This window comes from Bacteroides caecigallinarum, from assembly GCF_021531075.1.
GTDB classification, from domain to species: domain Bacteria; phylum Bacteroidota; class Bacteroidia; order Bacteroidales; family Bacteroidaceae; genus Phocaeicola; species Phocaeicola caecigallinarum_B.
In genome coordinates this window covers 43182-51129 of the sequence record NZ_JADYTJ010000019.1, presented here as the reverse complement: position 1 = coordinate 51129, position 7948 = coordinate 43182, and the positions used below count along the sequence as shown (strand labels likewise).

Below are 7948 nucleotides of genomic sequence, written 5' to 3'. Positions count from 1 at the left end.
TGTACTTTTGCTCATGGTTAAACTTTTAGTGTGGTGACTCAAAGATAACCAAAATAGGGCTGACTTCCAAAATCGGAGGACGGCCCTATCATTATAATGATGTATGAACTTTTAGCGGACAGTAATAATATATTATAGTGATATTTTCTATATTTTACATAAATATTGGATTATATCACCATAGAATATAACTTTGCAAACGTAACAATAAAGCTATATAGATTATGACAAATACACAGAAACTACATTTCGAGACATTGCAGCTACACGTAGGACAGGAAAACGCAGATAAGGCAACAGGTGCAAGGGCTGTACCTATATACCAGACTACATCATACGTATTCAACAATTCTGAACATGCAGAAGCCTTGTTCGGGCTTCAGGCGAGCGAAGAAATATACGGACGACTGGGAAATCCAACACAGGGAGTTTTAGAACAAAGGATAGCAGCACTTGAAGGTGGAAAGGCTGCTCTTGCTGTGGCCTCAGGAGCAGCAGCCATTACCTATTCTTTCCTTAATATTGCCAAACAAGGCGACCATATAGTAGCGGCAAAAACTATTTACGGAGGAAGCTACAACCTACTGGCACACACACTTCCTACATACGGAATCAACACAAGCTTTGTAGATCCTGACAATATCGAGAACTTTGAAAAGGCTATCCAAGAAAATACAAAAGCCGTATTTATTGAAACACTTGGTAATCCGAATTCAAATATAATAGACATACAGGCAGTTGCCGACATAGCTCACAGACACAACATACCTCTGATAATAGACAATACGTTCGGAACGCCGTATCTTATTCGCCCGATAGAGCATGGCGCAGATATAGTGGTACATTCTGCAACAAAATTCATAGGTGGACACGGAACGTCTCTTGGCGGAGTTATTGTAGATTCAGGGAAATTCAACTGGAAAGCATCCGGAAAGTTCCCTCAACTTACGGAACCTGATGCATCATATCATGGAATAAGGTTTACAGATTTAGCCCCAAACACTGCTTTTGTTACGAGAATAAGAACAACACTGCTTAGAGATACAGGAGCAGCTATAAGCCCGTTCAATGCCTTTTTGCTCCTGCAAGGTCTTGAAACTCTGTCGCTGAGAGTAGAACGCCACGTAGAGAACGCACTTAAAATAGTTTCGTATCTTGCTTCCCACCCAAAGGTGAAGAAAGTGAACCATCCTTCACTCCCATCCCACCCTAATCATGGACTGTATAATAGATACCTGCCTAAAGGCGGAGGTTCAATCTTTACTTTCGAGATAAACGGTGGTAAGGAAGAGGCACATAAATTTATAGACAGTCTGAAAATATTCTCATTGCTTGCAAACGTAGCAGATGCCAAATCGCTGGTGATACATCCTGCCAGCACTACACATTCGCAGTTGAATGAAAGCGAACTTCTGGAACAGGATATCCATCAGGGAACTATCAGGCTATCTATTGGTCTGGAACACATTGACGATTTAAAGAACGATTTGGAACAAGCTTTAAACAGCATTTAAGTAGTATTTAATCGCTGTTTAAATACTACATAAAACAGCTGCGGCTCAAGTTTAATGAAGCAACTTGAGCCGCAGACATATATTCAGAAAACATAGATTACAGTTTAACCTTCTCCGATACCGCTTTAGATTCATTATTCAGTCTGTCAAGGGCTGTCACCACGTAGCGGTACTTAGTTTTTCCATCCTCATAAGGCAGTTTATAGAAAGTATCTCTTGTTATGGCAACTATCTTCGATGCATCATCAAGATTTACCTTTTCCTTATTCTCAAACCTGTAGACTACGTATTGAACAGCCTCATCCATTTCTGTCTTGGCTTTAGGAGCAGTCCAGAAAAGAATATATCCATACTCGGTCCATACATCCTTCAGTTTTTTAACCTTTCCAGGAGCTTTGTCATCAATAAACGGATATAGAGGCTGCAGAGCAGGATATTTATGATAATTCTTAGCCAATATAGTCCTGTAATTTCCCGGATTCTCTATTACAGCAGCAGAATACCACTGACAACTGCCCTGCACTGCAGGCAACGAACGCTGCAAATCATATTTTGCACCCATTTGATGTACAGAAGGATTATCCAAATCTGCTTTCTTGACAGTTCTGTATACATCCTGACCGATATAAAGAGGACGCGCACTGGATTTCTCGGCCCACCACTTAACCAAAGTTTCATAGTCGGCAGCAGGATGACCAATCTCCCAATATACCTGCGGGATGTTATAATCTATCCAACCCTCGTTCACCCACAACAGAACATCAGCATACAAATCATCATAATTCTGCAATCCGCGAGTTTCACTACCTTCAGGAGAAGTACGTTTGTTGCGATATATTCCGAAAGGAGAAATACCGAATTTCACCCAAGGCTTACATTCACGGATTGTCTCATGAAGTTCCTTGATAAGAACATTCACATTGTTTCTTCTCCATTCGTTCCTATCTGTAAATCCACGACCGTATGCAGCGAAACTTACATCGTCAGGAAAGTTCTCCCCGGGATTAGGATAAGGATAGAAATAGTCGTCCATGTGTATGGCATCTACATCATATCGGCTCACTATATCGCGAACAATCTTACATATATACTTTCTGTTGTCAGGAAATCCAGGATCGAAATAAAGCTGTCCTGCATACTTCACGAACAGTTCCGGATGTTTGTGATAAGGATGCAGAGGAGACAATCTTGTAGTTCCCTTTGTACATGCACGGTATGGATTAATCCATGCATGCAGTTCCATTCCGCGCTTATGACATTCGTCAATCATAAACTGCAACGGGTCCCAAGCCGGCGAAGGCTGGACACCCTGAATACCGGTAAGAAAACGGCTCCACGGTTCGTACGATGACTTATATAAAGCATCAGCCTCGGCCCTGACCTGAAATATAATGGCATTAATACCTGCTCCCTGCAAATTATCAAGCTGTTTCAGAAGAGTTTGCTTCATAGTTTCGGCAGGCATACCCTGAAACTGTCCGTTTACACACTGTATCCATGCCCCACGAAACTCACGTTTTGGAGATGCTGTCTGAGCGCTGAAAGCAAAAACATTCAGCAGCAAAACAGCTAGAACAATCAATTTTTTTATTCTATTCATGATTAATATAGTTTTCGAGGGTACAAAGATAGCGCAAACCGAATGAAGTACAAAGTGAAAACAGGGTTTTCAATTTTTAATTCCGAGGTGCAGCCTATCTTAATTAAGAGATAAACAAAAACAGACACATATTCGTTAAAAATATATAGTTTGAACTATCGGTATAAATATGTACATTTGCAAACAAATTTAAAACAATAAAAACAGAATAATATGTTGAACAATTTTTGTTTTCAGAATCCTACAAAACTGATTATGGGCAAAGGCATGATTGCCCAGTTAAGCAAAGAGATACCTACCGACAAGAAAATCATGATTACTTTCGGCGGAGGAAGTGTAAAGAGAAACGGAGTATACGACCAGGTAAAGGAAGCCCTGAAAAATCATAATACTGTTGAATTCTGGGGTATAGAGCCAAATCCGGCCATAGAAACCCTGCGCGAGGCTATTGCACTTGGAAAAGCCGAAAAAGTAGATTTTCTTCTTGCTGTGGGAGGTGGTTCCGTAATCGATGGAACAAAACTAATCTCTGCCGGTCTGCTTTACGATGGAGATGCATGGGATTTGGTAAAAAAAGGAAAAGCCGACAAAACAATTCCTCTTGGAACAGTTCTGACTATACCAGCCACAGGTTCGGAAATGAACGACGGTGCCGTTATTTCATGCAAGGAAACGAAAGAGAAGTATGCCTTCTTCTCAAACTTCCCTAAATTTTCAATCCTAGACCCTGAAGTTACTTACTCACTGCCTGACTACCAGATTGCATGCGGCATTGCAGATACATTCGTACACGTTATGGAACAGTATCTCACTAAATCGGGCGAATCAAGAGTAATGGACCGCTGGGCAGAAAGCATCCTTCAGACACTGGTAGAGATTGCTCCAAAAATCAAGGAAAACAAGCAAGACTACCAGAATATGGCAGACTTCATGATGTGTGCCACAATGGCTCTTAACGGTTTCATCGCAATGGGTGTATCGCAGGACTGGGCTACACACATGATTGGTCACGAAGTAACAGCACTTACCGGACTTACTCACGGACATACTCTTGCTATAATACTTCCAGGCACAATGGATGTACTCCGCCAGCAGAAAGGTGAAAAAATCATGCAGGTAGGTACTAGAGTATTCGGTGTAAATAACGGAACACATGATTTCCGTATAAACGAGATAATCCGCAAGACTCGCGAGTTCTTCAATTCACTTGGTCTTACTACTTCACTTTCTGAAAACAATATTGGCAGGGAAGTGATAGACGAAATTGAACGTCGTTTCAATGAAAGAGGCGTACACTTCGGCGAGGACGGACTGGTAACAGGTACTGTTGCAAAAGAAATCCTTGAAAAGGTATACTAAACTTTATATAAATGAGCAGACAAAAACTGCTGCTGACGATGGTCGACAGCATTGCCGACAATAGTGAGCAGTGCTGCCGACCATCGTCGGCACCAAGATTTGTATGCACATTTCATTAAAAATCCTCTTATCAGAGAACCATTTCTATGATAAGAGGATTTTTCTATTTAAGAGAATTAACATTCTATTTCAATCGTTCTATAGCCTTCTGATAATCAGGCTCTTCAGAAACATTCTTTACGAGTTGCCTATAAATAATCTTTCCCGTTTCATCAATTACTATCACAGCTCTTGTTGTCAATCCCCTCATAGGACCTTCTGCAATAATCAAGCCATAGCTTTTGTCAAAATCCTCACTTCTAAAAACAGACAGAGGTACAACCCTATCCAAACCTTCGGTAGAACAGAATCTTGTTTGGGCAAAAGGCAAATCCTTTGAAATGCAGAGTACAACTGTATTTTCAAAAGAGGCAGCTTCGGTGTTAAACTTTCTCACAGAAAGGGCACAAGTTGGTGTATCCAAGCTAGGAAAAATATTCAAAACTACTTTTTTACCCTTGAACGATGAAAGAGATATTTCATTCATACCCTTATCTGTAGCAGCGAAATCAGGTGCCTTTACACCAACTTCAGGCATATAACCATTGGTAGACACCTCTACTCCGCGTGTAATAACCTTTTCCTGAGCAAATGCTATATCAAAAAACATAATGCCCAGTAAAAACAAAGATACAGAAACGATTTTTTTCATAACTTAAAATGATATTGGTTCTGCAGCAAATATAATTATTATTTTGTAACAATTACAAATCAGTGAAATTGTTTTCCATATTATTGAGGCTTTTTAGTAAATTCAAATAAGTTTAATGTAACGGATATAAAACCTTACCAATAGGTATACCCACAGTGAAACCTGCTCCCGCATACTTGTCGCCTCTGAATGCTGCAGCTACACCAATACTGATTATATCCATGTAGTTATAACGATACTCTATTTCATTAAACACAGGCAGTCCTTTAACAGCCATAGTCCTAAACCCAATGCTTTCTGTATTTAAAGGCTTGTCTAGAAACGGTATAAAGTTCAATAATATTCTGCCGGCTTTATAACTTGCACCGCCACTCACCCACTTGTCAGGTGTGGAGTATTCATAATTCCCAGGCAACATAAAGCAATCTTTATCGCCATAGAATGATAAATAAAAAGGATTTACCGGAGCATGATGGAAATCAGGGAAATATACATTCTTCGAGTCAATAAACATTCCAGCATTTACCCAGTAGTTTAAACCAGACATTACAAAATTGACTTTATGAGATATGCCAAGTTCAATTCTGTTATACACAGAATTACTGCCAGTCTCATTACCCATTTCAAACCCATGAGCATACGATGCAGTAAAGGTAGGGTATTTCGACTTTATGTAAACTTTTCTACCATCAATATATCTATAATAAGACGCAGGAGTATATTTAATAGTCCCTGAAAAATGCAACATAGAGTTGTCCGGCATACTTCTATAATTTTCTGATACAGGAACATTTGGTTCAAACAGATGTTTTCTAAACTTATGTATTGTATTATTTAAAACAGAACGCATAGAATATTCAGCTTCAACCGTAAAATCAAGGCCATTGGCAATATCAACCGAATTATCGAAACTTATAAATTTATTATCATAGAATTTTGCATAATTATCTCCAAATATGAATGTAGAGAACATATTAAAATATCTTCTATATCCTCGTGTACCATTATAGTCAGCTGTTTCATGCCCACCCGAAACAGACATTTTACCGTTTATAGCAGGAGCATAATCAACGTTAAGCTCAGCACCATAGTTTGCATCCTTTCTATGAGTAAGATAATATCCCCAAGGTCTGAGAGATATTTCTCCACCATTATTTAAATCAAGGCCTAATTCTACATCTGCTCCAATGTTAAATCCGTCAACAGCATTAATGTCATACAATATTCTATCCATTCCAGGACTTTTTATCCATAATTTGCGTGTTTTGTTATAGAATTTATGCCCAGCCAATAATTCAAGAACAGAAAGCCTCTTAACTGAATCCTTCAGCAATTCCTCTTCAGATTTCTTGTAACTCAGGGATTCTTCGTCATTAAGGGGAACCATACGGGCTGAAGCCCAGTAAAGAGAATCGCGTGTCATAGCACCTTCAAGCACATTCTGTTTACGGACAGCCCTCAAATCAAGATTATATCGCTCCGCTCCTTTCAAAGTATCTGTTAATTGCAGCTCGGACAACTTTTCATTCAATTTTACTACCTTAATTGCTTTTTTGGTAGTCAGTTCACCATCGGACATTATTTCGGCTATTTCCTCCCCAATCCGTTCTGCACGTACTTTCTTTTTATTGTCCGTAATTCTATTACTCACCTCTGTTTTAAAGTTACTATAATCAGAGTCCATTTCAGCAATATCTATATCAGAATAGTTAGAAGAAGAGAAAAGTCCAAAAGATAATTCCATGCCCATTACTGAAGCATTAGCCTTTATGCTTGATGTTGCAGGCAAAAATACTCCATTCCGCATTTCTTTAGCATTTACAATAAGATTTATGCTATACATGGAATTAGAAATATAAAGGTCGGCATCCGACAAACACCATAAATCCTCTACTATGTATATATGCCCGGTGAATGCTGCAGAACTTTTTCCTTTTGGTATTAACCTGATCTTGTTAATCATACGCCCTTCATCATTCATATAATAGCCTTCCAGTTTAAAACTATATGCAGATAAAGCATTTCTGCCAAGAGGAGAAATACCACCTCCAACATAATCAGAATAAAAATCCAGATCAGAAGGATTCCAAATCTGAACAGGCATTTCAATAGGGAATGACGATTTGAATGCTGTTATTACAGTATTGTAACTATCCGGATATTTATAGTCAATATCGTACACACCTTCCATTACATAAGCAGAGCCACATATTTCGGCACTGTCGCGTGCAAAATCGTCCGACAACCTGAATATTTCCGGTACTTTCGTTATCTGTCCAGTACCTTTTGCATAATTTGTCACAGAATAAGAGTCTACAAGGCGTTTATTCCTTCCTGCGTTTGCCAGTACATTGCGCATGACACGAAAAGCAGGGTCCTCATTACCTCCCGTTACGGTAACTTCTTTCAAACGGTAAACCTGTTCACGCAACATAATTGTACAGTCGTACCCATCCTCATCAATACTCACGTCTATTGTACGGGCCTCAAAACCAAGTGCTGAGACCTCAAATCTGTATTTACCTGCCGGAATATGTGTAGAGAACAATCCGTTTCCATCGGCAGTTATTCCTATACCAGACTCACGACTGTATATTGTTGAATATGAAACTGCAGTGCTGTCTTCTGCCATTATACGACCACTAAAAACCTGTGCAACCGAAAATTGCATGGTTAATATTATGAACAACAATATAAAAAAAGCTACTTTACGAATCATCATCC

5 protein-coding genes are annotated in these 7948 nt (G+C 39.3%); 2 read left to right on the top strand and 3 right to left on the bottom strand.

From position 1 onward, the window contains the following. Positions 1-224: 224 nt before the first annotated feature. Positions 225-1514: an O-acetylhomoserine aminocarboxypropyltransferase/cysteine synthase family protein gene (locus I6E11_RS07050; RefSeq protein ID WP_235337311.1), complete on the top strand. Its 1290-nt coding sequence runs from the start codon at positions 225-227 to the stop codon at positions 1512-1514. Positions 1515-1611: 97 nt separating this feature from the next. Here the strand turns inward: I6E11_RS07050 and I6E11_RS07045 are convergent, their stop codons facing one another. Further along, on the bottom strand, positions 1612-3114 hold the full coding sequence (locus I6E11_RS07045; RefSeq protein ID WP_235337309.1) for a glycoside hydrolase family 10-like protein: 1503 nt from the start codon (positions 3112-3114) through the stop codon (positions 1612-1614). 216 nt (positions 3115-3330) lie between these two features. Between I6E11_RS07045 and I6E11_RS07040 the strand changes: the two genes are divergently transcribed. Next, positions 3331-4473 carry an iron-containing alcohol dehydrogenase gene (locus tag I6E11_RS07040; RefSeq protein ID WP_235337319.1) on the top strand — a complete coding sequence of 381 codons (1143 nt, stop codon included), beginning with the start codon at positions 3331-3333 and terminating at the stop codon, positions 4471-4473. A 184-nt stretch (positions 4474-4657) separates the two neighbouring features. Here the strand turns inward: I6E11_RS07040 and tpx are convergent, their stop codons facing one another. Together tpx and I6E11_RS07030 are read right to left on the bottom strand one after the other, a co-directional pair. Further along, a complete protein-coding gene (tpx, locus tag I6E11_RS07035; protein ID WP_235337317.1) occupies positions 4658-5182 on the bottom strand; it encodes a thiol peroxidase in 525 nt (174 codons plus the stop codon). 154 nt (positions 5183-5336) lie between these two features. Beyond that, positions 5337-7856, bottom strand: a complete 2520-nt coding sequence (locus tag I6E11_RS07030; RefSeq protein WP_235337306.1) for a DUF5686 family protein — start codon at positions 7854-7856, stop codon at positions 5337-5339. Positions 7857-7948 lie beyond the last annotated feature (92 nt).